The organism is Thermomonas beijingensis (genome assembly GCF_020034655.1).
Lineage (GTDB): Bacteria > Pseudomonadota > Gammaproteobacteria > Xanthomonadales > Xanthomonadaceae > Thermomonas > Thermomonas beijingensis.
The window spans coordinates 443,220-465,817 of the sequence record NZ_JAIQDJ010000001.1 but is presented as its reverse complement, the minus strand read 5'-3'; the positions used below and the strand labels follow the sequence as shown (position 1 = coordinate 465,817).

Annotated in this window: 22 protein-coding genes and 1 tRNA gene; 3 read left to right on the top strand and 20 right to left on the bottom strand. The window is 62.9% G+C overall.

Annotation, left to right across the window (positions count from 1 at the left end):
* Positions 1-23 precede the first annotated feature (23 nt).
* Together K7B09_RS02110 and recQ are read left to right on the top strand one after the other, a co-directional pair.
* Positions 24-575, top strand: a complete 552-nt coding sequence (locus K7B09_RS02110) for a Dps family protein (RefSeq protein WP_223626261.1) — start codon at positions 24-26, stop codon at positions 573-575.
* An 84-nt stretch (positions 576-659) separates the two neighbouring features.
* The gene (gene recQ / locus K7B09_RS02105) at positions 660-2,465 is read left to right on the top strand and encodes a DNA helicase RecQ (protein ID WP_223626259.1); all 1,806 of its coding nucleotides are present in this window, start codon (positions 660-662) and stop codon (positions 2,463-2,465) included.
* Between the two features lie 288 nt (positions 2,466-2,753).
* On the opposite strand, the gene K7B09_RS02100 is transcribed toward recQ, so the two are convergent.
* The 20 genes from K7B09_RS02100 to K7B09_RS02005 form a co-directional block, all read right to left on the bottom strand.
* Positions 2,754-2,829 (bottom strand) — tRNA-Lys (locus K7B09_RS02100).
* Between the two features lie 41 nt (positions 2,830-2,870).
* Positions 2,871-3,566, bottom strand: coding sequence for a 7-cyano-7-deazaguanine synthase QueC (gene queC / locus K7B09_RS02095; RefSeq protein WP_223626257.1), 696 nt, complete (start codon positions 3,564-3,566; stop codon positions 2,871-2,873).
* Positions 3,563-4,249 (bottom strand): 7-carboxy-7-deazaguanine synthase QueE, encoded by a 687-nt coding sequence (gene queE / locus K7B09_RS02090; protein ID WP_223626255.1) that lies wholly within the window; start codon positions 4,247-4,249, stop codon positions 3,563-3,565. Before queE ends, queC begins: the two co-directional genes overlap by 4 nt.
* 9 nt (positions 4,250-4,258) lie before the next feature.
* Positions 4,259-5,038, bottom strand: a complete 780-nt coding sequence (gene ybgF, locus K7B09_RS02085; RefSeq protein WP_223626254.1) for a tol-pal system protein YbgF — start codon at positions 5,036-5,038, stop codon at positions 4,259-4,261.
* On the bottom strand, positions 5,038-5,559 hold the full coding sequence (gene pal / locus K7B09_RS02080; RefSeq protein WP_223627719.1) for a peptidoglycan-associated lipoprotein Pal: 522 nt from the start codon (positions 5,557-5,559) through the stop codon (positions 5,038-5,040). Before pal ends, ybgF begins: the two co-directional genes overlap by 1 nt.
* A 103-nt stretch (positions 5,560-5,662) precedes the next feature.
* On the bottom strand, positions 5,663-6,967 hold the full coding sequence (tolB, locus tag K7B09_RS02075) for a Tol-Pal system beta propeller repeat protein TolB (RefSeq protein ID WP_223626251.1): 1,305 nt from the start codon (positions 6,965-6,967) through the stop codon (positions 5,663-5,665).
* A 95-nt stretch (positions 6,968-7,062) separates the two neighbouring features.
* Positions 7,063-7,947: a cell envelope integrity TolA family protein gene (locus K7B09_RS02070; protein ID WP_223626249.1), complete on the bottom strand. Its 885-nt coding sequence runs from the start codon at positions 7,945-7,947 to the stop codon at positions 7,063-7,065.
* A 10-nt stretch (positions 7,948-7,957) separates the two neighbouring features.
* Positions 7,958-8,416 carry a protein TolR gene (gene tolR, locus K7B09_RS02065; protein ID WP_223626247.1) on the bottom strand — a complete coding sequence of 153 codons (459 nt, stop codon included), beginning with the start codon at positions 8,414-8,416 and terminating at the stop codon, positions 7,958-7,960.
* 4 nt (positions 8,417-8,420) lie between these two features.
* Positions 8,421-9,212, bottom strand: a complete 792-nt coding sequence (gene tolQ, locus K7B09_RS02060) for a protein TolQ (protein WP_374347998.1) — start codon at positions 9,210-9,212, stop codon at positions 8,421-8,423.
* Positions 9,212-9,646 carry a tol-pal system-associated acyl-CoA thioesterase gene (gene ybgC, locus K7B09_RS02055; RefSeq protein ID WP_374348001.1) on the bottom strand — a complete coding sequence of 145 codons (435 nt, stop codon included), beginning with the start codon at positions 9,644-9,646 and terminating at the stop codon, positions 9,212-9,214. Before ybgC ends, tolQ begins: the two co-directional genes overlap by 1 nt.
* On the bottom strand, positions 9,621-10,646 hold the full coding sequence (ruvB, locus tag K7B09_RS02050; RefSeq protein ID WP_223626243.1) for a Holliday junction branch migration DNA helicase RuvB: 1,026 nt from the start codon (positions 10,644-10,646) through the stop codon (positions 9,621-9,623). The genes ybgC and ruvB overlap by 26 nt, the downstream gene beginning before the upstream one ends.
* Positions 10,647-10,742: 96 nt before the next feature.
* The gene (locus tag K7B09_RS02045; protein WP_223626241.1) at positions 10,743-12,671 is read right to left on the bottom strand and encodes a potassium transporter Kup; all 1,929 of its coding nucleotides are present in this window, start codon (positions 12,669-12,671) and stop codon (positions 10,743-10,745) included.
* Positions 12,672-12,712: 41 nt separating this feature from the next.
* Entirely contained in the window at positions 12,713-13,300 is a 588-nt protein-coding gene (ruvA, locus tag K7B09_RS02040; protein WP_223626239.1) for a Holliday junction branch migration protein RuvA, read from the bottom strand.
* The gene (ruvC, locus tag K7B09_RS02035; RefSeq protein ID WP_223626237.1) at positions 13,297-13,833 is read right to left on the bottom strand and encodes a crossover junction endodeoxyribonuclease RuvC; all 537 of its coding nucleotides are present in this window, start codon (positions 13,831-13,833) and stop codon (positions 13,297-13,299) included. Before ruvC ends, ruvA begins: the two co-directional genes overlap by 4 nt.
* Positions 13,834-13,857: 24 nt before the next feature.
* Positions 13,858-14,583: a YebC/PmpR family DNA-binding transcriptional regulator gene (locus K7B09_RS02030; protein WP_223626235.1), complete on the bottom strand. Its 726-nt coding sequence runs from the start codon at positions 14,581-14,583 to the stop codon at positions 13,858-13,860.
* Positions 14,584-14,617: 34 nt separating this feature from the next.
* Positions 14,618-15,265, bottom strand: a complete 648-nt coding sequence (locus K7B09_RS02025) for an esterase/lipase family protein (protein ID WP_223626233.1) — start codon at positions 15,263-15,265, stop codon at positions 14,618-14,620.
* 2 nt (positions 15,266-15,267) lie between these two features.
* Positions 15,268-15,789 (bottom strand): GNAT family N-acetyltransferase, encoded by a 522-nt coding sequence (locus tag K7B09_RS02020; protein ID WP_223626231.1) that lies wholly within the window; start codon positions 15,787-15,789, stop codon positions 15,268-15,270.
* Between the two features lie 121 nt (positions 15,790-15,910).
* On the bottom strand, positions 15,911-17,677 hold the full coding sequence (aspS, locus tag K7B09_RS02015) for an aspartate--tRNA ligase (RefSeq protein ID WP_223626229.1): 1,767 nt from the start codon (positions 17,675-17,677) through the stop codon (positions 15,911-15,913).
* Between the two features lie 58 nt (positions 17,678-17,735).
* Positions 17,736-18,059 carry an FmdB family zinc ribbon protein gene (locus K7B09_RS02010; RefSeq protein ID WP_223626227.1) on the bottom strand — a complete coding sequence of 108 codons (324 nt, stop codon included), beginning with the start codon at positions 18,057-18,059 and terminating at the stop codon, positions 17,736-17,738.
* A 65-nt stretch (positions 18,060-18,124) separates the two neighbouring features.
* Complete coding sequence (locus tag K7B09_RS02005; protein ID WP_223626225.1) at positions 18,125-19,981, bottom strand: ABC-F family ATP-binding cassette domain-containing protein; 1,857 nt, start codon at positions 19,979-19,981, stop codon at positions 18,125-18,127.
* Positions 19,982-20,131: 150 nt separating this feature from the next.
* Here K7B09_RS02005 and K7B09_RS02000 point away from each other — a divergent pair, with 150 nt between their 5' ends.
* The gene (locus K7B09_RS02000) at positions 20,132-22,522 is read left to right on the top strand and encodes a TonB-dependent receptor plug domain-containing protein (RefSeq protein ID WP_223626223.1); all 2,391 of its coding nucleotides are present in this window, start codon (positions 20,132-20,134) and stop codon (positions 22,520-22,522) included.
* Positions 22,523-22,598 lie beyond the last annotated feature (76 nt).

Here is a 22,598-nt window from a genome sequence, read left to right as displayed (position 1 = left end):
TTTCACACCTGCAGGAGTCGGTCATGGCCAAGAGCAAGCCCAGCGCTAAATCCAGCAACAAGCATAGCGAGAAGCCCGGCAAGGCTTCCGCCACAACAGCCACCATTGATATCGGCATCAGCGGCGGTGATCGCGCCGAGATTGCCGATGGCCTATCGCATGTGCTCGCCGATGCTTACACGCTGTACCTGAAAACCCACAACTTCCACTGGAATGTGACGGGGCCGATGTTCAATGCCCTGCACACCATGTTCGAAACCCAATACAGCGAACAATGGACCGCGCTTGACGAAATCGCCGAACGCATCCGCGCATTGGGCTTCAATGCCCCCGGTAGCTACACCGAATTCGCGCAGCTCTCGTCGATCAAGGAAACGCCCGGCCAAACCGGCACGCTGGCGTGGCATGACATGGTGCAACAACTGGTCAGTGGCAACGAAGCCTTTTGCCGCACCGCGCGCAAAGTACTGAAAGCTGCCGATAGCGCCGGCGACGACCCCAGCGTTGACCTGCTCACCACACGCCTGCAGACCCACGAAAAATACGCATGGATGCTGCGTTCGCTGCTGGAGTGAGCGTACCCCGCCCCTCCCGGCGCGATGGGAGGGGCTGCATGGTGCGCGTATCGGGCGAACAGCAACGCTTGCTACTCTAGGCGGATGCCTTCCGCCGCACTCGATACACTTCGCCACGTCTTTGGATACGACCGCTTCCGCGGCGAGCAAGGCCAGATTGTCGAGCACGTCACTGGCGGCGGTGATGCGCTGGTGCTGATGCCTACCGGCGGCGGCAAATCGCTGTGCTACCAACTGCCGGCGTTGCTGCGCGCCGGTACCGCGATTGTGGTGTCGCCGCTGATTGCGCTGATGCAAGACCAAGTGGAGGCCTTGCGTCAGCTGGGCGTGCGCGCCGCCTTCCTCAATTCCAGTCTGGATGCCCGCAGCGCCGCGCAAGTGGAACAGCAACTTGTCGATGACGGGCTGGACCTGCTCTACGTCGCCCCCGAACGCCTGCTGACAGCGCGCTTTCTGGCGCTGCTGGAACGCACGCAGATTGCCCTGTTCGCCATCGATGAAGCGCATTGCGTGTCGCAATGGGGCCATGATTTCCGCCCCGAGTATCGCCAGCTCACCTTGCTGCACGAACGCTGGCCGCAGGTACCGCGCATCGCACTGACTGCCACCGCCGACGCGCCCACCCGGCGGGAAATCGTGGAGCGTCTGGCGCTGGAAGACGCACGCCAATTTGTCAGCTCGTTTGATCGCCCCAACATCCGCTACAACGTTGCCGCCAAGCACAACAGCCGCCGCCAGCTGTTGGATTTTCTGGAGGGCCATGCCAACGCAAGCGGCATCGTCTATTGCCTGTCGCGGCGCAAGGTCGAGGCCACTGCGGAGCTGCTGGTCGAGCAAGGTGTCAACGCGCTGCCGTATCACGCCGGGCTGGATGCGGCCACACGCGCCACCCATCAGCGCCGTTTTCTGCACGAAGACGGCATCGTGATGGTGGCCACGATTGCGTTTGGCATGGGCATCGACAAGCCCGATGTGCGCTTTGTTGCGCATTTGGACCTGCCAAAATCACTGGAAGGCTATTATCAGGAAACCGGCCGCGCCGGCCGCGATGGTGAAGCCTCGGAAGCATGGCTGGCCTATGGTCTGGGTGATGCCGTGCTGCTGCGCAAGATGATTGCCGAGGGCGAGGCCAGCGAGGAACGCAAGCGCCTGGAAAACGCCAAACTGGATGCACTGATCGGCTATTGCGAGTCCACCGGCTGCCGCCGGCAAAGCCTGCTGGCCTATTTTGGCGAAGCCCACGGTGGTGGCTGCGGCCATTGCGACAACTGCTTGCTCCCGCCACGCGTCTGGGATGCCACCGAGGCTGCACGCAAAGCGCTGTCGTGCGCCTATCGCACCGGGCAGCGCTTTGGCGCGGCACATCTGATCGACGTCTTGCGCGGTGCCGACAACGCCAAAGTGCGCCAATTCGGCCACCACACGGTCAGCACCTACGGCATCGGCAGCGAACTGGACGCATCGCGCTGGCGCAGCGTGTTCCGGCAACTGGTGGCCGCCGGCTTGCTGGAGGCCGACTTCGACAGCTTTGGCGCATTGCGCCTGACCCAAGCCGCCACCCCGCTGCTGCGCGGCGAACACCAGCTTCACCTGCGTGAAGACCCCAACAAGCGCGAGCGCACGCGCCGTCGCAATGACACCACCGCCAGCATCAACCGTGCACTCTCCCCTGACGCCGAAGCGCGCTTCGATACCCTGCGCAACTGGCGCAGCAGCACCGCACGCGAGCAAAACGTGCCCGCCTACGTGATCTTTCACGACGCCACCTTGCGCAGCATTGCCCAACACCACCCGCACACCCTCACTGCGCTGGCCGCCATCAGCGGCGTGGGTGCCGGCAAGCTGGAACGCTATGGCGAGGCGGTGTTGGATGTGCTGCAAAGAGACTAAGCACGGGCGCGTGGCTGGCAATCCAGCCTGGGTTCTTTGTGAATTCGATGGTGGGCCGTGATGGGTGCGCGCAGGCCGCTTGCGAACCACCGGTTCGCGGCCTGTGCAAACGCCACGCGCATGCAAGCGCGTGGCTGGCAATCCAGCCTGGGTTCTTTGTGAATTCGATGGTGGGCCGTGATGGGTGCGCACAGGCCGCTTGCGAACCACCGGTTCGCGGCCTGTGCAAACGCCACGCGCATGCAAGCGCGTGGCTGGCAATCCAGCCTGGGTTCTTTGTGAATTCGATGGTGGGCCGTGATGGATTCGAACCATCGACCAAAAGATTAAAAGTCTTCTGCTCTACCGACTGAGCTAACGGCCCACAGGGAAAACGATGCCCGACATTGCATCGGGGTGCGCATTCTAACCGAATCGCGCCGCCATGTAGCGGGTTGGGTCCAAAATTCCGGCTTCATTGAAGCCTTGTGCACGCAAATGACAGGCATCGCAATGGCCGCAGGCGCGACCATCGGCATCGGCCTGATAGCAGCTTACGGTCTGCGCGAAGTCCACGCCCAGGCGCAGGCCCTCACGCGCGATCTCGGCTTTGCTCATGCGCATCAGTGGCGCGTGCACCCGGAAGTGGCTGCCCTCCACGCCTGCCTTGGTGGCCAGATTGGCCAGCGCTTCGAAGCCGGCGATGAACGCCGGGCGGCAGTCCGGGTAGCCGGAATAATCCACCGCGTTGACCCCGCAAAACAGGTCGGTGGCGCCCAACACTTCGGCCCAGCCCAGCGCCACCGAAAGCATGATGGTGTTGCGCGCCGGCACATAGGTGGACGGGATGCCCTGCCCGATGATGTGGCCATCGGTGTCGGTGGGCACCGCAATATCGTCGGTCAATGCCGAACCGCCAATGCTGCGCAGATCCACATTCACGGTCTTGTGTGCCACCGCGCCAAGGGCGATGGCCACGCGTGCGGCGGCATCCAATTCCGAGGTGTGACGCTGGCCGTAGCGCACGCTGAGCGCATGTGCCGCAAATCCCTGCTCACGGGCAATGGCCAGCACCACCGCCGAATCCATGCCCCCGGACACCAGTACCACTGCAGGTTTCATCGGCCCGGCTCCTCGCCCCACAACACTTTGTGTAATTGCATCTGAAAGCGCACCGGTAATTTTTCTTCGATGATCCAGTCTGCCAACATACGCGGCGTGATCTGGCCGGCGCTGGGCGAAAACAGCACGTCGCACACCTCGAACAAGCGATGTTGCAGCACGATTTGTTTGGCCCAATCGAAATCTTCACGCGAGCAAATCACTGCCTTGACCTGGTCGTGCGCGGTCAGCAGCGGCAGGTTGCTCCACAGGTTGCGCGCCACTTCGCCCGAACCCGGGGTTTTGATATCCAGCACCCGCGACACCCGCGTATCCACACCGTCGATGGCAATAGCGCCCGAGGTTTCCAGCGACACCACATAACCGGCATCGCACAACTTTTCCAGCAAGGTCAGGCAGCGTTTTTGCGATAACGGCTCACCGCCGGTGACGCACACATGGCGCACGCCGTGTTTGGCCACCTCCGCCAGAATAGCGTCGATCTCCCACCACTGCCCACCGTAAAACGAATAGGTGGTGTCGCAATAGGTGCAGCGCAGGGGGCAGCCGGTCAACCGCACGAACACCGTGGGCCAACCCGCATCGCGGGCTTCGCCCTGCAGAGACAGGAAGATTTCGGTGAGCTTGAGGCGCTCGGGCTGGAGGGCCGCCGCTGCGGCGGCCGCATCGGCGACGTCGTTCATCGGTACAGTTTAGCGGTTGCCGGCGATCTGCATGGAACGCAACCGATCCTGCGCGGTGCGTGCCACGTCGGTACCGGGGTAACGCTGCAACACCTGCCGCAAGGTGGCTTCGGCCTGCGGATATTGTTTCTGCCCGTATTGGGTCAGCCCCAGTTTGAGCAAGGCTCCCGGCGCTTTGTCGTGGCTGGGGTAACGATCCAGCAGGGCACGAAACTGATCGCCTGCCATCGCATAGTTCTGGGTGACGTAATAACTTTCACCCAACCAATACAAGGCATTGGGGGCCAGCTGGCCGCCCGGAAATGCAGCCAGAAAGTCCCGCAGGCGGCGCGCCGATTCCACGTAGTCGCCACTCTTCAGGGCATCAAATGCATATCCATAGGCGGTTTGCTCGTCCTTGCCGGCCAGCCCGCTGCCAGCCGCCGCTGCGGTTGGCGCAGTGGCGGTTGCAGATGTCGAGACGGGTGGCGGTACCGCCACGGTACCGGCTGGCGCAGTGCTGCCATTTTCCAAGCGATCCAGGCGCCCGCTCAGGTCCAGATATTGCGCACGCTGGCTTTGCTTGGCTTGCTCTTGCTGCTGCTGCAGTTGCTCCAGCTGGCCACGCAGCTCCTGCACTTCGCTGCGCAATTGGCTGATCTGATTGACCAGCTCGGTGCCGTTTTGTTCACCGGCAGCACGCTGCTCCAGCACCGCCACCCGATCGGCCAAACTGGCACGCTGGGCCATTACTTGCGGCGACACGATCAGTGCCGCCGCAAGTACGCCAATGGATGCGAAGGTACGCATTACTTGGCGCTGTACACCAGTTCAACGCGACGATTCTTGCTCCAGCAAGCCTCGTTGGATTCGGTGCAGACTGGACGCTCTTCGCCGTAGCTGATCACCGATAGCTGGCTGCTGCCGCCGCCATTGGCTTGCAGTGCGGAGGACACCGCATTGCCACGGCGTTCCCCCAGACCCAGGTTGTATTCGCGGCTGCCGCGCTCGTCGGCATTGCCTTCCAGGCGCAGACGCGCACTCGGGCGGTCGCGCAGGTACTTGGCGTGGCAATTCATGATGGCCTGGAATTCCGGCTTCAACGCATCCTGATCCAGATCGAAGTACACCACGCGCTGACGCAGGCAGGCATCGCTATCGAGGTCGGCGGGGGTGTACACACCGGCGCGCGGGGTCTCGGTGATCGGTGCGGTGGTGGTGGTGTCCACCGCATTGGTCGGCGGCGGCGTTTCCTTGACCTTCTTGGCGCAACCCACGGCAACGAATGCAGTCAGGCCGGCAATGGTCAGGATACGGGCGATCTGGGGGATGGAAGCCTTCATGGTGGATACCTCTGTTCGTGAGTTCGGGGTGAGTTGCAGCAGTGTAGTCATTGCGATGTGAATACGGCGGTCCTATGCCGGCATCTCGCGCTTATTTCTGTCGGAACGGCGACCACGCCGGTTCGCGCACGTCGCCGCTGGCCAGGACCAAGCGTTGCCGCACGCGACCATCGGCCGACACTGCATACAGCACACCACGTTGGCCTTCGCGCGCGGCATACAGCACCATCGCGCCATTCGGGGCAAAACTGGGGGATTCGTCCAGCGAGCCGGGCGAGAGCATGCTCCAACGCGGGCTGCCGGTGCTGCGGTCCATCAGGGCGATGCGATAGACATTGCCAGCCCCTTGCGCGGTGGCCAGCTTCTTGCCATCAAACGACAGCGACGGGCTGGCGTTATAACTACCGTCAAACGTCACGCGGCTGGCGCTGCCACCATTGGCGGAGACTTGGTACACCTGCGGTCGCCCGCCACGATCGGAGGTGAAGTACAGGCTGCTGCCGTCCGGGCTCCAAGTGGCTTCGGTGTCGATGCTGAATTGATTGGTGATCTGGGTCAGGTGTTTGCTGGCCAAGTCCATCACGTAGATGTCGGGGTTGCCACCCTTCGAGAGGGTCATCGCCATGCGGGTGCCGTCTGGCGAGAAACTTGGCGCGCCATTAATGCCACGGAAGTTGGTGATTTTTTCGCGGCTACCGGTGGCGATATCTTGAATCCAGATGCCGGAATTGCCGCCTTCAAAACTGACATACGCCAGCTTATGCCCATCCGGGCTCCACGACGGTGACAGCAACGGCTCGCTGGAATTGACCACGGTACGCGGATTGAAGCCATCGGCATCGGCCACCACCAGAGAATATTTGGCCTCGCGGCCCAAACCGGTGGATGTGACATAGGCAATGCGCGTCCAGAATGCGCCCCGCACGCCGAGGATTTTTTCGTACACCGCATCGCTGATCTGGTGCGCCACATCGCGCTGCGCAGCGCCCGGCGCGGTCAATGCAAAGCCCAGCAGACGCTGCTGCTTGGCGACATCGAACAATTCATACTCGGTACGGTAATCGCCGCCATTGGGAACGCAACGGCCCACCAGCAAAAAATCCTGTTTGAGCATGCGCCAGGTGGGATACGCGACTTCGCTACCCTCGGTGGGGCGCTCGGGCAGGGCCGCCGGATCCAGCGTGCGGAACTGGCCGGACCGGCCCAGATCAGCGCGCACCACGCCGCCAACATCGGTTTGCCCACAATCGCCGCCAAACGGCACCACCGCAATCGGCAGCGCTGCGGCATTACCGCCGACGATATCGATTTCCAAGCCACCGCGTGACTGCGCCAGCGCGGCACAGCAGGGCAGCAATAACAACGGCAATAGCAATCGGCGGGCGATCTTGTGCATGCGGCTTCACAATCGGTCAGCAAGATGAACAGGATCGCCTATTTGCGCTGCGATAGGGTGAACAGTTGCGGACCAAGCCACGGTTTTCACACCAATCACAGGTCTTCGGCGCGGAACTTCAACACCGGGTCACGCACGAACACGTCCTCGAAGCCGGCATACGGCAACGGCGAGGCCTTCATCACCGCCGCTTCCACCGAGCGCCGGCCCAGATCGTCGTACGGGCAGCCTGGCGACACCTGCACCGAGACCACCTCGCCACCCGGAATCTGCTTGATCAGGACCTCGCAGGTCTGCCCCAGCTTGACCGAATCCGGGCGTGTCCACTGCCGCAAAATCGCATTCATCAGTGCCACTTGGTAGCTGGCACTTTTGCGCAGCCGGCTATTGGGGTCGCCCGGTGGCGGCCGGCTGGGTGGCGCGGCACTGGTGCGGGCATCGGCCAATTGCTGAGCGCGCTGCTCGGCCATCGTGCGATCGCGTGCGGCCAACTCCCGTTGTTTGCGGATTTCCTGCAACAGCTTTTCGCGTGCAGACAATTCCTGTTTTTGTGAGTCCAGCTCGGCCTGCTCAGGTTTCCTGCGCTTTTCTTCTTGCTCTTGCAGCACCTTGGTGGTCGCTGGCGTTACCGCATCGCGCTGCACTTTTTCCTGTTCGACCGGCGCAGGGTCAGGCACCGGTGGCGGCAGTTCGGTCAATTTTGGCGGCGTGGGCTGCTCTTCAATCGGTGTTGGCAGCGGCTCCGGCACTGGCACCGGGGCAAGTGCCTGCTCCACCGGCTTGCGTTGCAAGGCGCGCTGCATTTGCGCACTGAGGTCACTGGCGGTGGCCAAATCAGCCTCGATCGGGTCACCTTGCGCCGCTTGCATCGGCACCTCCCGCGACAGCTTCAGCCCGACAAACAGCAGCGCAAACAGCAGCACATGCAAGCCAATGGCCTGCATGAGAGCAATGCTGGTATCGGCGCGGGTCTGCTTCACAAATCGCCTATCACTTGCCCGGTTTGGCCGTTGCCGGTGGCGCGCCCATCAGGCTGACCCGTGACACTTTGGCATCGCTTTGCAACTTGCCCATCAGCGCATACACCACCTGATAGCGCACGTCGCCATCGCCCGCCACATACACCGATACATCCGGGTCGGCATGGACAAAGGCGGCTACTTTGATCAGCAGTGCGGCTTCGTCCATTGCTTGCGGGCGGTTGAGGCCTTCGTACATCAGCCCCAATTTGCCATCACTGAACACTTGCACCACCAGTGGCTGTTTTTTCTTTTGTTCAAGTGATTTGGCATTGGCCTGCGGCAGGTTCACGTCCACGCCGACATTGAGCAAGGGCGCAGTGACCATGAAGATGATCAGCAGTACCAGCATCACGTCGATGTAAGGCACGACGTTGATTTCGGCCTTGAGTTTGCGCTTGCGCGCACGGCGATTGGAGGTCGCGGCCATGCGCTCAGTCGTCCGAATGGGTCTGACGCTGCAGGATCGACGCGAATTCTTCGCCGAAGGTCTCGTAGCGCACCGCCATGCGCTCGGCGCGGGTGGCGAAGCGGTTGTACGCCCACACCGCCGGGATCGCCGCGAATAGGCCCATCGCGGTGGCAACCAGCGCCTCCGAGATCCCCGGCGCCACCGTGGCAATGGTGGCTTCCTTCATCGAGGCCAAGCCCTGGAACGAAATCATGATCCCCCATACGGTGCCGAACAGGCCCACATACGGGCTGATCGAGCCCACGTTGGCAAGAAATTCCAGATTGCGCTCGAGCCCGTCCAGTTCACGCGAGGTGGTGGCCCGCATCGCCCGCTGCGCGCCTTCCAGCTGCATGCGTGCGTCGACACCACGGCGCTGCCGAATGCGGTTGAACTCGCGCATGCCGCCTTCGAAGATCGCTTCCAGGCCTTCAATACTGCGATGGCGCTCGGTGGCGGTGGCGTAGAGTTTGGGCAGCTCGATACCCGACCAAAAGGTTTCCTCGAAGCGATCGGCTTCATTTTCGGCGCGATCCAGCACGCGCTTTTTGCGCAAGATAATCACCCACGAAGCCAAGGATGCCGCCAACAGCAGCAGCATCACCAACTGCACCGGGATACTGGCGTGCAACACCAACTGCAAGATGTTCAGGCCATGATCCACCGGTGCAGCCGAGGCCGCCTGTGCGCCGTTGCCGGCCAGCTCCACTGTCTGGGTAGCGCCATTGTCTGGCAGCGCCTGCGGCAGGGATTGCAGCATGGTTGAAACGGGCATCAGGAAGCCTCCGGCAAAAGGTGCAATTGCGACAACAGAAAACCCGGGATTGGACTGGGTCGAAAGGTGGATGCGCACAAACTTGCGATTTTCACGGTCGCTTCGACCAACAGCGCGCCATTGCGTTCAATCCGCTGCGCCAGCACAAAACTGGCACCGCGACATTCAAGCAGAGCCACGCTGACCGAAAGCTGATCGTCCAGCCGCGCCGGCGCACGAAAATCGGTTTGCAGCGCACGCACCACGAACACCAGATCGGCATCGCGCTTCAAGACGTCCTGATGCACGCCCACGCTGCGCAGCCATTCACTGCGGGCACGCTCCATGAACGCCAGATATTGCGCGTGATAGACCACCCCACCGGCATCGGTGTCTTCCCAATACACCCGTATTGGCCACACAAACGGCTCAGCCATCGAACAACTCCGCCGCATCGGCTTTCGGCTTGAAGCCCAAATGCCGGTACGCCTTCGGCGTGGCCATGCGCCCGCGCGCGGTGCGCATCAGGAAACCCTGCTGGATCAGGTAGGGCTCGATCACATCCTCCAGCGTGCCGCGTTCTTCCGACAGCGCCGCCGCCAGCGACTCCACCCCCACCGGGCCGCCATCGAAGGCGTCGATGATGATGCCCAGCATGCGCCGGTCGAGCTCATCAAAGCCTTCCGGATCGACTTTCAGCATGTCCATGGCAGCACGCGCACTGGCTGCATCAATCATGCCGTTGCCCTTCACCTGCGCGAAATCGCGCACCCGTCGCAGCAGACGGTTGGCAATCCGCGGGGTCCCGCGTGCGCGCCGCGCCACTTCGGCGGCACCGCCGGCATCGCAGGCAATTCCCAGAATCTGCGCCGAGCGCCGCACGATGCGGGTCAATTCTTCCGGCGAATAAAATTCCAGCCGCTGCACGATGCCAAACCGATCGCGCAGCGGTGCAGTGAGCAGACCCGCGCGGGTGGTGGCACCAATCAGGGTGAACGGCGGCAAGTCCAATTTGATCGAACGTGCCGCCGGGCCTTCGCCGATCATGATGTCGATCTGGCAGTCCTCCATCGCCGGGTAGAGGATCTCCTCGACCACCGGCGACAGGCGGTGGATCTCGTCCACGAACAGCACGTCGTGCGGCTGCAGGTTGGTCAGCAGCGCGGCCAGGTCGCCGGCTTTCTCGATCACCGGGCCGGACGTCACCCGCAGGTTCACGCCCAGCTCGTTGGCGATGACGTGGCTCAGCGTGGTCTTGCCGAGGCCCGGCGGACCGAAGATCAGCACGTGGTCCAGCGCTTCGCCGCGGCCCTTGGCGGCCTCGATGTAGATCTGCATCTGCTCGCGCACCGGCTGCTGGCCGAGGTACTCGTCCAGCCGGCGCGGACGGATGCTGGCGTCGACCGCGTCATCTTCGCGGGTGGCGGCGGGGGCGATGAGGCGGGGATCGGTCATGCCCCGATTATCGCGCGATGCGGCCGCTTTTACCGATCCTGCGGTGGCGGCACCGGCGCACCGCGCGCCAAGGCCCCTTACATGCGCGCCCGGCCGTCAGATCTCGACCTGCGCGCCCAGCTCCACCAGGCGGTTGCCCGGGATCCGGAAGAAGGCGGTGGCGGGCGCCGCATTGCGGTGCATGAACGCGAACAGCTTGTCGCGCCAGGTCGGCATGCCCCGGCGATGGCCGGCGACGATGCTCTCGCGGCTGACGAAGTAGGTGGTATCCATCGGATTGAAGGTGAGGTCGCACTGGTCGCAGCTGCGCATCAGGGCCACTGGCACGTCCGGGGTCTCCATGAAGCCGTAGCGGACGATCACGCGATGGAAGTCGGGCCCGGCGATGGGCTCGATGCGCATCCGGCGCTCCTTCGGGGCGTACGGCACGTCCAGCGTCTCCACGGTCAGGAAGACGTTGCGTTCATGCAGCACCTTGTTGTGCTTCAGGTTGTGCAGCAGCGCGTGCGGCACGACGTCCGGGCTGGCGGTGAGGAACACCGCGGTGCCCGGCACGCGCACCGGCGGCGCCAGCATCAGGCCGGGCAGGAACGTGTCCAGCTGGATGCCTTCCTTGCGTACCTCGGCGTTGAGGAGCTCGCGCCCGCGCCGCCAGGTCCGCAGCATCGTGAACAACAGCATCCCGAGCACCAGCGGGAACCAGCCGCCGTCGGGGATCTTGGCGCCGTTGGCGATGACGAATGCCGCCTCGACCACGGCGAACACCAGGCACAGCGGCAGCACCCAGCGCCGCCAGCGCGGCCACAGGGCGTAGGCCACCATCGCCAGCAGCAGGGTGTCGATCAGCATCGTCAGGGACACCGAGATGCCGTAGGCGGTGGCCAGCGCGGTGGAGGTGCGGAAGGCCAGCACCAGCGACACCACCAGCACCGCCAGCGTCCAGTTGATGCCCGGCACGTAGATCTGGCCGATGGTGTCGCTGGACGTGTGCTTGATGCGCATGCGCGGGATGTAGCCCAGCTGCATGGCCTGGCGCGCCACCGAGAACGCGCCGGTGATGACCGCCTGCGAGGCGATGACGGTGGCCGCGGTGGCCAGCAGGATCATCGGCCAGCGCGCCCAGTCGGGCACGCCGATGTAGAACGGGTTGCGAATGGCCAGCGGATCCTGCAGCACCAGGGCGCCCTGGCCCAGGTAGTTGAGCATCAGCGCCGGCAGCACGAAGAAATACCAGGCCAGGCGGATCGGCCGCGCGCCGAAATGGCCCATGTCGGCATACAGCGCCTCGCCGCCGGTCACCGCCAGCACCACCGCGCCGAGGATGAAGATGCCGTGGAAGTGGTGCTCGAGGAAGAACCGCGCCGCCCACCACGGGTTGAACGCCTTCAGCACCTCGGGCGCATGGAACAGGTTCAGCACGCCGATCGCCGCGAGCGAGGCGAACCAGACGATGGTGATCGGCCCGAACACCTTGCCCACTTTCTCCGTGCCGTGGCGCTGGGTGGCGAACAGGCACAGCAGCACCAGCACGGTCAGCGGGACGATCCACTGGTGCAGGCTGGGCGCCACCACCTCCAGGCCCTCGATGGCCGACAGTACCGAGATGGCCGGCGTGATCACGCCGTCACCGAAGAACAGCGAGGCGCCGAAGATGCCGAGGATGCCGACGTAGTAAGCCGCGCGCGAGCCTTTTTTCAGCGTGCGCTGGGCCAGCGCCATCAGGGCCATGATGCCGCCCTCGCCGTCGTTGTCGGCGCGCATGATGATGGTCACGTACTTGGCGGTCACCGTCACCATCAGCGCCCAGAACACCATCGACAGGATGCCCAGCACCGTGTCGTGGTTGGCGGTCAGGCCGAAATGCGGCGAGAACGCTTCTTTCAAGGTGTACAGCGGGCTGGTGCCGATGTCGCCGAACACCACGCCGATAGCGCCGACCACCAGCCCGGCGAGGCTGGCCTTGCCGTGGCCGTGCTGCCCGGAGGCGGCGGCATGGGGAGGGGTGGAAGAAGAAGGCGTGACCATGGAATTTCCTGTTCGGGAGCGGCGCATGGCCGCGTGCCCGTTCAACGCAGGGCGGACTGTAACGCTTTTCGGATGATGGCTTCGGCACTGTCGCCGTCGGCGGCGGCCTTCTTGGCCATGCGCTCGGCTTCCGCCGGCTTGTAGCCCAGCGCCTGCAGCGCAGTGATGGCTTCGCCCAGCGGATCGCCGGGCAACCCGGCACTGGCGGCGACCGGCCCGCCGACCAGGTCGGCCGCGCGGTCGCGCAGCTCCACCACCATGCGCTCGGCGGTCTTCTTCCCGATGCCGGGGATGCGGGTCAGCGCGGTCACGTCGCCGGTCTGCACCAGCCGTGCGAACTCGTCCACCGACGTCCCCGACAGCACCGCCAGCGCGATCTTCGCGCCGATGCCGGTGACCTTCTGCACGTCGCGGAACAGGCGGCGCTCGGCCTCGCGCAGGAAGCCGTACAGCGACACGCTGTCTTCCTTTTGCGCGTAGTGGGTGAACAAAAACACCTCGCGCCCCAACTCCGGCAAGTCGTAGAACGTGCTCATCGGCGCCTCCAACTCATAGCCAACGCCGTGCACGTCCACCACCAGCCACGGCGGCGCCTTGTGGATCAGGATGCCTTTCAATCGTCCAATCATCGCCGACCCCTACCCTTGCGTGCCCATGCCGTGCGTGCGACCACGCCCAAGCGCTGTGCACTGGCGCGCACATGCGCATGCGTAATCGCCACTGCCAGCGCGTCGGCCGCATCGGCCTGCAACTTGCCGGACAAGCCCAGCATCACCGCCACCATATGTTGCACCTGTTGCTTGTCGGCCGCGCCACTGCCCACCAGCCCCAGTTTGATCTCTTTTGCGGCGTATTCGCTCACTGGCAAATCACGCGCCACGCAAGCGGCCACCGCCGCACCGCGCGCCTGCCCCAGTTTGAGTGCACTCATGGCATTGTTGGACAGGAACACCTGCTCCACGGCCACTTCATCGGGCGTGTATTCCTCGATCAAGGCCCACAAGCCATCCAGTAATAATCGCAGGCGCAGCGGAAACGTTTCCGCATCCAGCAATACCAGCGGCTGATGATGCACATGGCTCACCTTGCCAGTGGCATCAACATCAATGATGCCCACGCCAGTGCGCTGCGAACCGGGGTCGATTCCAAGGATGCGAGTCACGACGCAGGTTGACCGATTGCCGTGTTACGCAGCGCCGCCGAAATCGGCGTTGGCATAGACGTTTTGCACGTCATCCATATCTTCCAGCCACCGCAGCAGCTTCTGCACTTGCTCGGCCACTTCGCCTTCCACCGGACTGTCGTTGTCGGCACGCATGGTGATTTCAGCGTAGCCCGGCGCAAGCCCGGCGGCCTCCATCGCCGCCTTGACCGATGCAAATGCATCGGGCGAGGTCAATACGTCGATGGCGCCATCTTCCGGGTACACCACGATATCGTCGGCACCGGCTTCAATCGCCGCCTCGGTGATAGCGTCCTCATTGGCACCGGCGTCATAGCTGAGCACGCCCAGCTTCTTGAACATGAAGGCTACCGAGCCTTCGTTGCCCATATTGCCGCCAAACTTGCCAAATGCATGTCGTACATCGGCCACCGTGCGCACACGATTGTCGGTCAGGCAGTCCACAATCACCGCCACCCCGCCCGCGCCATAGCCTTCGTAGCGGATTTCCTCGTAGGACACGCCTTCCAGCTCGCCGGTGGCTTTCTTGATGGCGCGCTCGATCACGTCCTTGGTCATGTTGACGTCAAGGCCCTTGTCGATCGCCGCACGCAAGCGCGGGTTGCCATGCGGGTCGCCCCCGCCGCTGCGCGCAGCGACTGAAATTTCACGGATGATCTTGGTGAAAATCTTGCCGCGCTTCGCATCCACTGCGTTCTTGCGGGCTTCGATGGAGGGGCCACGTCCCATAGATGTACTTCCGGCCGAAAGGCGAAGCCGCGAATTATACGTCTGCTGCTCGACTGGTGTGCTCGGAAGTGGGCGCAAACTGGCCGTGATGTAAAAAATGGCCGGTTTGCCTTGCCGCGCTGTGCGATAACACCAGCCCGGAATGGCTGCAAGGCAGCGCGACATGGTCAGCCAACCACGGGAGCCGGGTTTCCTCCAAAGCCACGGTGCCATCCGAACGCTCCTTGAAGTGCGCAAACAGGCAACCCATCCCACGCGGTGCGATGCCTGCCACCACACCTACCTCGGCAGTACCGCGCCACTCCGCCACACCCGTTTGCAACAGACCGGCACTTCGGCCCAGCAGCGGGCGCGCCCACGGCAACGCCGCCACGCATCGCGCCGTTTCGCTGCCACGCAGAGGCGATCCAAGGCACACCACACGCTGCACGCGGGGATGTTCTGCTTGCTGCAATGCAGTGAGTGCAATCAGCCCGCCCAGGCTATGCCCTACCAAGGCATCGGGTGGCTGCGCCAAGAGCCGCTTCCGCAAGCGTGGCAACGCAAACTCCGGCCCTTCCCATACGCTTGAATAGTCAAAAAGTTCGGTGGCAAACCCCTGCTTGCGCAAGCGCAAGGCCAGCGGCAGCAACCACCACGAAGCGTTGAGCAGGCCATGCACCAACAGCACACGGGGCTGCATGATCAGCGGGCCAAGCGCCGATACATGAACTCGCGGTCGCGCTGCTCACCCACGATAAAGTGGTATTCGCCGGCAAATTCGAATCCATAGCGGGCGTAGAAACGCTGCGCGCCGTAGTTTTCCGACCACACCGATAACCATAAGATCCGTGGGCCATCGGCCAGCAGCCACGCCAGCATCGCGTCCATCAGTGCGCGCCCGGCACCACTGTTTTGCGCATCGCCGCGCAGGTACAGGCGCTTGATTTCGCCATCCTCAGCGCGCACGTCGGCGTGCGGCAACCCGCAGGGGCCGGCCTGCGCGTAGCCAATGGCCTGACCGTCGCGTTCGGCCAGCCACAGCGCATACGGGGAATCGGCGGACAATAGCGCGGCGTAGGCGGCCTCGCTGTGGCTTGCGTCGAGAAACGCCTGCAAATCTTCCGGCGTGTACAGATGGCCGAAGGTTTCGATGAAGGTAAACGTGCCCAGCGCGGCCAAGGTGGCGGCGTCGGCGGGGGTGGCTCGGCGAATCAAAGCCTGCACGATGGCACTCCTGGCGCGGGCGACATGGCATCACTGCTCCCCGGCGCGGGCGAACATCCTGTTCGACGCGCCGCCGTGCGCCATCCATGGCGCACTTTACGCAGTGACGCCATATCACCCATCACACTGATTCGCGCGTCCGAACCGCCACATGCACCTCGGCCAACTGCGCATCGGCGATGGGTGACGGCGCATCGGTCATCAGACACTGGGCGCCGGTGGTTTTGGGGAAGGCGATCACGTCACGAATGGAGTCGCTGCCGGCCATCAGCGCGGCGATGCGGTCGATGCCAAACGCAATGCCGCCATGTGGCGGTGCGCCGTATTTCAGTGCATCCAGCAGGAAGCCGAACTTGCCGCGCTGTTCTTCTTCGCCAATGCCCAGCAATTCAAACACCGCGCTTTGCAGCTTTGAATTGTGGATGCGGATCGAGCCACCGCCAATCTCGTTGCCGTTCAGCACCATGTCGTAACCACGGCTCACCGCGGTCTTGGCGTGGGCACGCAGATCGTCGATGGAATCCACCGCCGGCGCGGTGAACGGGTGATGCAGGGCGACGTAGCGCTGCGCCTCGTCATCCCATTCGAACATCGGGAAGTCGGTCACCCACAGCGGTGCCCAGCCCTCGCTGATCAAGTTGAAGTCCTTGCCGGCTTTCAGGCGCACCGCGCCCATGAAATCGGACACTTTGCCGTAGGCGCCGGCACCGAAAAACACGATGTCGCCGTTGCCTGCGCCCACGTGCGCCAGCAGCGCCTCGAACACGCCTTCGGCAAAGAATTTGGCCACCGGCGAATTGACCCCGCCAGCCTCGTCGATCTTGGCGTAGGCCAAGCCCTTCGCGCCGAATTTGGTGGCGTGCGCGGCGTATTCGTCAATCTGCTTGCGTGACAATGCCGCGCCGCCGGGAATGCGCAACGCGGCCACGCGGCCATCGGCATCATTGGCGGCAGCGGTGAACACCGCAAACTCGCATTGCTTGACCAGATCGGCCACGTCGACCAATTCCAGATCGATGCGCAGATCGGGCTTGTCGGAACCGTAGCGGCGCATCGCCTCGGCGTACGTCATGCGCGGGAACTGCGCGGCCAATTCCACCCCGACCACGTCGCGGAACACATGCCGCACCATGTCTTCGGTCAGGTCTTGCACATCGCGCTCGGACACCCACGCAAATTCCATGTCGAGCTGGGTGAATTCCAACTGGCGGTCGGCGCGCAACGCTTCGTCGCGGAAGCAGCGGGCGATTTGGTAATAGCGATCGAAACCGGCCATCATCAAAATCTGCTTGAACAACTGCGGGCTTTGCGGCAGCGCGTAGAACTCGCCGGGGTGCATGCGCGCCGGCACCAAAAAATCACGCGCACCTTCCGGCGTGGCCTTGGTCAGGATGGGAGTTTCGATGTCCTGGAAACCACGCGCATCCAGGTAATGCCGCAGCGCCGACACCAGCTTGGTGCGTGTCCGCAGCTTGCGCTGCATCTCGGGGCTGCGCAGGTCGAGGTAGCGGTACTTCAGGCGGATGTCCTCGCCCGGGTTCTCGTGGTGGTGGAACGGCAGCGGCTCGGCCTTATTCAGCAGCTCGATCGTCTCGGCCACCACCTCGACCTGGCCGGTCTTGAGCTTGTCGTTCACCGACTGGCGGCGGCGCACCGTGCCGGTGATGCGCAGGCAGTCCTCGTAGCCTACCGCCGCGGCAACGGCCAGCATCGCGGCGTTGCCATCGCCGTCGGCCGGCTCGGCGACGATTTGCACGATGCCTTCATGGTCGCGCAGGTCGATGAACACGATCTGGCCCATATTGCGGGCCACATCGGCCCAGCCGCACAGGGTGACGGTTTGGCCGATCAACGTTTGGTCGATCAGGCCGCAGAAATGGGTACGCATGGAGACTCCGGGGAGGTTCGGGCCGGCGGGCACCGGCAAGCCAATCATTTTAACGGGTTCAGTCGGCCGACTTGGTGGCGGATTTGGCGGCTTCCGGCTTGGGGCTCTCTGACTTGGCACTGGCATTGGCTGCTGGCTCGGCTTTGGCTTCGGCAGGCTTGGCCGCATCGCCGGCCAGATTGCTTTTCTTTTCGCCGTCTTTCTTGAAATCGGTTTCGTACCAGCCACCACCGGCCAGCCGGAATTGTGGCGCGGTCAATTGCCGGTGGATGCCGCCGTCTTTGCCGCACTGCGGGCAGACACTGGGGTCGACGTCGGAGAGTTTCTGCAATTTATCGAAGTGATGCCCGCAGAATTCGCAGGCGAAGGCGTAGATGGGCATGGCGCTACCAAGAACAGGGTGAGTAAGAACACATGCGGCACGCAGCCGCGATTTCAAGGCGAAGCTTATTCGTACAACCCCAGCAACTCGGCCTCGGCCTGCTCCAGCTCGCTGCGCAGTTGCAACTGCGTGCGCCCCAAATCAGCCACTTTGCCAGCATCGACATACACCGCCGGGTCGGCCAGCTGGGCATCGCACTCGGCCAGTTTGCCTTCCAGGCGCGCCACGCGCTCTTCGGCTTTTTGCAGCTTGTGCGGGTTGATTCTGGCTTTCGGCGCGGCAGGTGCCGGTGCGGGTACGACCCGCTTGGGCTCTTGCTTGGGTACCGGTGTTTTGGGGTTGTCACTGCCCGGGCGAGTACGCAGCCACGCGGCGTATTCGTCCAGATCACCATCGAACGGCTCGACCTTGCCGCCAGCCACGCGCCAATAGCTGTCGCAGACCAGACCGATCAAATGGCGGTCATGGCTGACCATCACGATGGCGCCATCGAAATCACTCAGCGCTTCGGCCAGCGCTTCGCGCATGTCCAGGTCAAGGTGGTTGGTGGGCTCATCAAGCAGCAATACGTTGGGCCGGCGATAGGCGATCAGTGCCAGCGCCAATCGCGCTTTTTCGCCACCGCTGAAGGTGTCGATGACTTCAAACGCACGGTCGCCGGGGAAATTCCATTTGCCGAGGAAATCACGCAGTACCTGATTGGCCGAATCCGGATCGAGCTTGCGCAAGTGATCCAGCGGCGAGGTGCCGGCCACCAGTGACTCCACCGTGTGCTGGGCGAAGTAGCCGATGCGCAAATCCGGATGCGCCTTACGCTCGCCGGTCATCGGCGCCAGCTCGCCCACCAGGGTTTTCACCAAGGTCGATTTGCCCGCGCCATTGGGGCCCAGCAGGCCGATGCGGTCGCCGGCTTCCAGGCCGAAGCTGGCGTTATGCAGGATTTTGGCGTCGACGCCATAGCCACAATCGCAATCGTGTAGCGATAGCAGCGAGTTGGGCAGCCGCAGCGGTTCGGGGAAATCGATATGCAGCGCGCGCTCGGCGCGTACCGCTTCGGTGCCGGCCAGTTTGGCCAGCCGCTTCATCCGCGACTGCGCCTGCTTGGCCTTGCTGGCCTTGGCCTTGAAACGGTCGATGAAGGATTGCAGGTGGGCGCGCTCGGCCTGCTCCTTCAGATGGGTGATCTGCTGCAGCCGCAAATGTTCGGCGCGCTGGCGCTCGAAATCGGTGTAATTGCCCGAATACAGCTTCGCGGTGCCGTCGTGCAGATGCAAGATGTGGGTGGTGACGTTGTCGAGAAATTCGCGGTCGTGCGAAATCACCAGTAAGGTGCCGTCATAGCGCTTGAGCCATTCTTCCAGCCAGACCACCGCATCCAGATCCAAATGGTTGGTCGGTTCATCGAGCAACAGCAAATCGGATGGCGTCATCAGCGCACGCGCCACGTTCAGGCGCACGCGCCAGCCACCGGAGAAATCCGAGACCGCCTTTTCATGCACCTCGGCCGGAAACCCCAGCCCATGCAGCAGCCGGCCGGCACGCGCCGTGCCATCGTAGCCGTTCACTTCTTCCAGCAACTGATGCGCCACGGCCACCGCTTCCCAATCCTCATTGGCAAACGCATTGGCCTCCATCTGGATGGCCGCGTGCACGGCGCTATCGCCCGACAGCACGAAATCGATCGCCGGGTCCGGCAGATGCGGAGTTTCCTGCGCCACCGACGCAATCCGCGCCTTACCGGGCAGGTCCAGATCGCCCTTGTCGGGCTCGTGTTCGCCCATCAGGGCACCAAACAGCGACGACTTGCCAGCGCCATTGCGCCCGATCACACCCACCCGCCAGCCGGCGTGCAGGGTCAGGTCAACATTGGACAGCAGCAGGCGTTCGCCGCGACGCAGGGCGAAATTTCGGAAAGAAATCATGAGCTCGCCATTGTAACGCCTAAGCCAGCACCCGGCCTTCCCGACACACGCATTGCAACCGATGGCATAGCCCTATGCCATTGAAGCGTTTGCGATCGTGTTAATTCAGTGTTAAACAGATCCAAGACTTACCCTCCATTGGAGTTGAACATGCCCCGCATGACCCCCCTTGCTCTGGCGCTGTCTTCATTACTGATCGCCGGCCCGGTATTGGCGCAGCAGGCCTCTGCGCCGGCCAGTAAAGATGCCCGTACCCTCGACACGCTGATCGTCACCGGCACCCATGTGGCTGACCGCACAGTGGCAGAATCGCAATCGCCCATCGACATCATCACCCCGGAAACACTGGAGGCCACCGGCACCACCGAGCTGGCCACCGCCTTGGCGCGCGCACTGCCCTCACTGAATTTCCCGCGCCCCGGCATGGCCGACGGCACCAGCGGTGTGCGTCCGGCGCAACTGCGCGGGTTGTCACCGGATCAGGCGCTGGTGCTCGTCAATGGCAAGCGCCGCCATATTTCGGCGCTGGTGAATGTGAATGGCACGATCGGTCGTGGCTCGTCTGCAGTTGATCTGAACGCGATCCCCGTCGCCGCTATCGAACGCGTGGAAGTCCTGCGTGATGGTGCATCTGCACAATATGGGTCTGATGCCATCGGCGGCGTCATCAATATCGTGCTCAAGGGCGCCGGCACTGGAGGCAGTATTGCACTGGGAGGCGGCCAGTATTCCAAGGGCGATGGCCAGCAGTGGCAACTGTCTGGTGATGCAGGCCTGACCCTGGGCGGCGGCGGCACCATCCATTTGGCGGCACAAACCGGCCACCAAGACATGACCAATCGCTCCGGTACCTATCAAGGCACAGCGCCCAACACCGGCAATTTCCCGGGCGTGGGCGAAACAGCATTCAAGCTGGGCGACCCGGATGTGGATCAGACAGCACTGGCATTGAATGCCAATCTGGCCATTGGCGATCACGCCAGCCTGTATGTCACCGCCATGGCCAGCAACCGCGACATCACATCGTTCGCGTTCTATCGCTCCAAAAACCACAGCGGGCAAGGCGCACTGCTGGCGCAGGTTTACCCGAACGGCTATGTACCTGAAATCAATCAAGATGCGCACGACCGTAGCGTGGTGCTGGGCGCCAAGGGCACTGCCGACAATGGCCTGAACTGGGACTTCAGCTACAACTTCGGCGACAGTCTGCTGGGCTTTCGCACCCAGAACACCATCAACTATGCCTTGGGTGTGAGCAGCCCACTCAGCTTCTATGACGGCTCGCTGCAATACACCCAGCAAGTGTTGAACGCCGACTTCTCCAAGCCCATCGGGATTGGATTGGCGTATCCAGCCACCCTCTCCTTCGGTGCGGAATATCGCACCGAAGACTGGGCGCAGCGTGCGGGTGAGGCCAATTCGTATTTCGGTTCCGGTGCACAGGGCTTTGGCGGATTCACACCACGCAACGCCGGCAGTTACAACCGGCACAACTATGCGCTGTACGCGGGCCTGGAAGCTGATGTGTCCGACAAATTCTCGGGCGGTATCGCCGGGCGGTACGAAGACTATTCCGACTTCGGCAGTCAATTCTCCGGCAAGTTGTCACTGCGCTACGCCTTTACCGACAAGGTGGCCTTGCGTGGCACCGCCGCCACCGGCTTTCGTGCGCCTTCGTTGGCACAGCAGCACTATCAGGCGGTGACCACCAACATCAATAATGGTGTGGCCTTTGAAACCGGAACCTTCCCGGCCTCCGGCGCAGCCGCACAAGCGCTTGGTGCAGAGCAGCTCAAGCCGGAGACCTCACGGTCTTACAGCTTGGGTCTGGTGTTGCAACCGTTGGAGCGCGTGTATCTGACGATCGATGCCTACCAGATCAACGTCGATGACCGCATCGTGCTCTCATCCAATCTGAATATCGCCAACAATGCGGCGGCACAGGCACTGTTGGCCAGTCTCGGCATCACCAATGTCACCAGTGCGCGTTATTTCAACAATGCGATTGATACCCGTACGCAGGGCATCGACGTGGTGGGCACTTGGAATGTGCCGCTGGCGGCCAGTAGCCTTAACCTGACCGGCAGCTACAACTACAACAAATCCAAAGTCACACGCATTGCCCCCAACCCTGCCGCGTTGACAGCATTGGGGGCCAATTTGGAACGGATGGGGCGCGATGAACGTGGCCGCATCGAAGAAGGCGCACCACGCGACAAGTTCGCAGTGAACGCAAACTGGGCCCTGCAACATTGGGAGATCAATGCCGGAGCCACTCGCTATGGCCAGTTCACCGCGCGGAACGCCAGCAACCCGCTACAAGACCAGACCTTCGGGGCCAAATGGACGCTTGATCTATCCGTCAACTTCCGTCCCAACCAGCACTGGACGATTACAGCGGGTGCTGACAATGCGTTGAACCAATACCCCGAACAAAATACCTACGCCAACTCCACATTCGGCCTGATACCTTACAGCCTGTACTCGCCGTATGGCTTCAATGGTGCGTATTACTACGGCAAGGTCAGCTACAAGTGGTGAGCTGAACACCTTATTCATTTCCACCTTCGCGCCCCGGTCATCCGGGGCGTTTTTTGTTCGAAGTGTTACCCGCACA

Excerpts from the sequence above, each read along its gene's own strand:
- K7B09_RS02110 (WP_223626261.1), top strand. The coding sequence starts at position 24 with ATGGCCAAGAGCAAGCCCAGCGCTAAATCCAGCAACAAGCATAGCGAG.
- recQ (WP_223626259.1), top strand. The coding sequence starts at position 660 with ATGCCTTCCGCCGCACTCGATACACTTCGCCACGTCTTTGGATACGAC.
- queC (WP_223626257.1), bottom strand. The coding sequence starts at position 3,566 with ATGAAACCTGCAGTGGTACTGGTGTCCGGGGGCATGGATTCGGCGGTG.
- queE (WP_223626255.1), bottom strand. The coding sequence starts at position 4,249 with ATGAACGACGTCGCCGATGCGGCCGCCGCAGCGGCGGCCCTCCAGCCC.
- ybgF (WP_223626254.1), bottom strand. The coding sequence starts at position 5,038 with ATGCGTACCTTCGCATCCATTGGCGTACTTGCGGCGGCACTGATCGTG.
- tolB (WP_223626251.1), bottom strand. The coding sequence starts at position 6,967 with ATGCACAAGATCGCCCGCCGATTGCTATTGCCGTTGTTATTGCTGCCC.
- tolR (WP_223626247.1), bottom strand. The coding sequence starts at position 8,416 with ATGGCCGCGACCTCCAATCGCCGTGCGCGCAAGCGCAAACTCAAGGCC.
- tolQ (WP_374347998.1), bottom strand. The coding sequence starts at position 9,212 with ATGCCCGTTTCAACCATGCTGCAATCCCTGCCGCAGGCGCTGCCAGAC.
- ybgC (WP_374348001.1), bottom strand. The coding sequence starts at position 9,646 with ATGCGGCGGAGTTGTTCGATGGCTGAGCCGTTTGTGTGGCCAATACGG.
- ruvB (WP_223626243.1), bottom strand. The coding sequence starts at position 10,646 with ATGACCGATCCCCGCCTCATCGCCCCCGCCGCCACCCGCGAAGATGAC.
- K7B09_RS02045 (WP_223626241.1), bottom strand. The coding sequence starts at position 12,671 with ATGGTCACGCCTTCTTCTTCCACCCCTCCCCATGCCGCCGCCTCCGGG.
- ruvA (WP_223626239.1), bottom strand. The coding sequence starts at position 13,300 with ATGATTGGACGATTGAAAGGCATCCTGATCCACAAGGCGCCGCCGTGG.
- K7B09_RS02030 (WP_223626235.1), bottom strand. The coding sequence starts at position 14,583 with ATGGGACGTGGCCCCTCCATCGAAGCCCGCAAGAACGCAGTGGATGCG.
- K7B09_RS02025 (WP_223626233.1), bottom strand. The coding sequence starts at position 15,265 with ATGCAGCCCCGTGTGCTGTTGGTGCATGGCCTGCTCAACGCTTCGTGG.
- aspS (WP_223626229.1), bottom strand. The coding sequence starts at position 17,677 with ATGCGTACCCATTTCTGCGGCCTGATCGACCAAACGTTGATCGGCCAA.
- K7B09_RS02010 (WP_223626227.1), bottom strand. The coding sequence starts at position 18,059 with ATGCCCATCTACGCCTTCGCCTGCGAATTCTGCGGGCATCACTTCGAT.
- K7B09_RS02005 (WP_223626225.1), bottom strand. The coding sequence starts at position 19,981 with ATGATTTCTTTCCGAAATTTCGCCCTGCGTCGCGGCGAACGCCTGCTG.
- K7B09_RS02000 (WP_223626223.1), top strand. The coding sequence starts at position 20,132 with ATGCCCCGCATGACCCCCCTTGCTCTGGCGCTGTCTTCATTACTGATC.